The 2,759-nt window shown below is 45.2% G+C and carries 3 protein-coding genes; 2 read left to right on the top strand and 1 reads right to left on the bottom strand.

Translation table 11 applies throughout. The features are described 5' to 3' along the window. Together VF500_RS00785 and VF500_RS00780 are read left to right on the top strand one after the other, a co-directional pair. On the top strand, positions 1 to 608 hold a 608-nt coding region (locus VF500_RS00785), incomplete at its 5' end, for a cytochrome P460 family protein (RefSeq protein ID WP_330857848.1). 4 nt (positions 609 to 612) lie between these two features. After that, the gene (locus VF500_RS00780) at positions 613 to 1,089 is read left to right on the top strand and encodes a hypothetical protein (protein WP_330857847.1); all 477 of its coding nucleotides are present in this window, start codon (positions 613 to 615) and stop codon (positions 1,087 to 1,089) included. Between the two features lie 119 nt (positions 1,090 to 1,208). Here the strand turns inward: VF500_RS00780 and VF500_RS00775 are convergent. Next, positions 1,209 to 2,759: hypothetical protein (locus VF500_RS00775; protein ID WP_330857846.1), on the bottom strand; the 1,551-nt coding region annotated here is incomplete at its 5' end.

Raw genomic sequence — 2,759 nt, 5'->3', positions numbered from 1 at the left:
CTATGCCTTTGCCAAGCTATGCAGCTGTTCATACTGACGCAAAGGTATCAGCGGCAGATCTGGCCGTCTTGAAAAATTACCTTGCTTCGATGGTTCACAGCAAGCCTGCCGATACTGCGGTTATCAATGCGGTAGACAGGCAATATCAGCACTGGCAAAAAAATGAAACAGCTATCAGCAAATTGCCAACTGCCGCAAACGGCATCTCGTATATCCCCGATTATAAAAACTGGCAGCCTATCAGCACTACCGAACGTTTTGACAATAATACCTTGCGTGTGATTTTTGGCAATGACATCGCCGTAAAAGCCATCAAAGAAAACAACATCCACCCATGGCCAAATGGGGCCATATTTGCCAAAGTGGCCTGGGCGCAGCTACAGGATAAAGACGGAACTACCCATACCGGCGAATTTAAACAGGTAGAATACATGATAAAAGACGACAAAAAGTATGCATCTACCTACGGATGGGGCTGGGCAAGGTTTAAAACACCAAAGATGGTGCCTTATGGTGGTGCCAATGTATTATTTACCAAAGAGTGTATGAATTGCCATAAACCAATGGCTGCCGAAGATTTTGTATTTACGCTACCAATTAAACACTAAGCCCATGAAAACATTATATAGTTTACTTATAGCATGCACGTTAATGCTGGCGGCCTGCTCTGACAATAAACAGGTTGAGTTATACAATACTAAAGCCGCGCTGCCGTCATCGCCAAAATATGACCTCGACGGCCTTAAAGTGATCACCTCGTTTGTTAACAAAACCAAGGGAACAGCTTCAACACTTTACGGGAATGACCTTGCTTTGAAATCGGCAATTGATGGAAACAAGATAGTGGCTGCAAATGAAGTATTTACATTAGTAACCTGGACGCAACAGGAGGACGATCACTGGTTTGGCGCAAAGATCCCTTCGGATGTTGAATCGGTAGAGGTGATCAAAACAGCATCATCCGGTAATAGCGTTGCCGTTAATTACGAACAACTTGAAGGAAAACAACTTACCTTAAAAAACGATACCATAAGCCAAGCCGAACGAATTAAATATATCCTTGGGCAAAAACCGTCGGTTTTACCATAAGGAAAAGGTTTTCTAACGCTTAAGCCGGGATAGGGTTGAGGCAGTAACAAAAACGGGGATGATGAAATCAATTCATCATCCCCGTTTTTATTATTTAGGACTCAATCCCAGCTTTAAGCTTACGCTATATCAATTTCGGTTCGATCTCCATCTGTTGGCGGTGGGGCATCAAGCGCTTTTACCGGATCAAGGCCGGAAGCATACCCAAACAGGCGGCGTTCTTTGATTATTGTGGCAACTTCGGCAGGTACAAACTCTTCCCAGCCATCGGCCCCTTTTTTTATCAGGTCAAGCACATTGTCTGTTTCAACGTTAAGGTTGTTTTCGTTGTAATGCCTGATATCTTCTATCTTATTGTTGGCTATCAGGTAGCGGTACAAGTCAATAAGGTGAGGCGGCAGGTAAAAGCGCAGGCAATTCCAGATCACGCCATCGCGCAGGGTAGGGTATATAAAGAGTTTAACTTTACGGCTGAACAATGTTGCGAACGATTCTAAAATGCCGCCCGGCAGGTCTTTATAGTGTTCTTCCGAGAAGATATACTCCAGGTTGGGAAAACCAAGCACCACGCCCATTTTAAGTTTGGTGATCTTTGACAGATAGGCCACCAGCTTATAATACTCGTGAAAGTTGGAGATCATTACCGTTTGGCCCAATGAGCCAAGGATATCTACCCGATCAAGAAAGTCTTTTTCGTCGATATCGGCATTAACATCTGCGTTTCGTTCTTTAAGCGCTTGCAGGGTGAGCTCGGTAACCACAACAACATTTTCCTTATCCACGTCCGACTCCTGCAGGAACTGCTTGACACCAGTGTGCAACATATCCATATGCACGTTGATAACCGGGCGGAAACGTCCGCGTACCATTACGATATGCTTTTTGTATAAAACCTCAGACGGCTGCAGGTTTTCACCGTCGGGCCCGAACAGTGCCGCATCCGAAAAACCGTATTTCACCAGGTGAAGGCTCATCAGGCGATTATCTACCTTGGTAAAGTTTGGCCCTTCAAAGCGGATCATGTCAATCTGGATCCTGTCGCGCGAGAGATTATCCATCAGCGAAAGCAGGAATACCGGCGGGATCTCGTTGTAGTAGAAGCAGGCATACATCAGGTTTACACCCAATATGCCTACGGCCTGTTGCTGCAGGTTGTTATCGTTGTCAAGCAGCTTAACGTGGATCACCACATCATTATACTGCCCATTCGGTTCCTGTTGAAAGCGTACGCCCATCCAACCATGGCCTTCGTTGGTTTTATTGTAATTGAGGGCCGATATCGTATCCGCGAAAGCAAAAAATGTTGAAGTGTCGCCGCGCTGCGCACCAAGGCGCTCAATGATGAGACCGTATTCATGGCTAAGCATAGCCATCAGTCGCGGTTCACTTACATAACGGCGGCTTTGCTGTACCCCATAAATGGCATCTGAAAAAAGCATGTCATAAGCCGACATGGTTTTGGCTATGGTGCCGGATGATGCCCCGGCTTTAAAAAAGTTTGCTGCTACGTCCTGTCCTGCACCTATTTCGGCAAATGAGCCATAAATTTCGGGGTTAAGATTAATGGCCAGCGCTTTTTGTTTGGTCCCAATATCTTTATTGTGAATGGCATTCATACCCATTAAATTATTATAGTTTACTGTTACCAGTAGTATAACCTTGCTAAGAAG

Source organism: Mucilaginibacter sp. (assembly GCF_036383575.1).
In the GTDB taxonomy this organism is placed as follows: domain Bacteria; phylum Bacteroidota; class Bacteroidia; order Sphingobacteriales; family Sphingobacteriaceae; genus Mucilaginibacter.
This window is presented reverse-complemented; position numbering and strand designations above follow the sequence as displayed.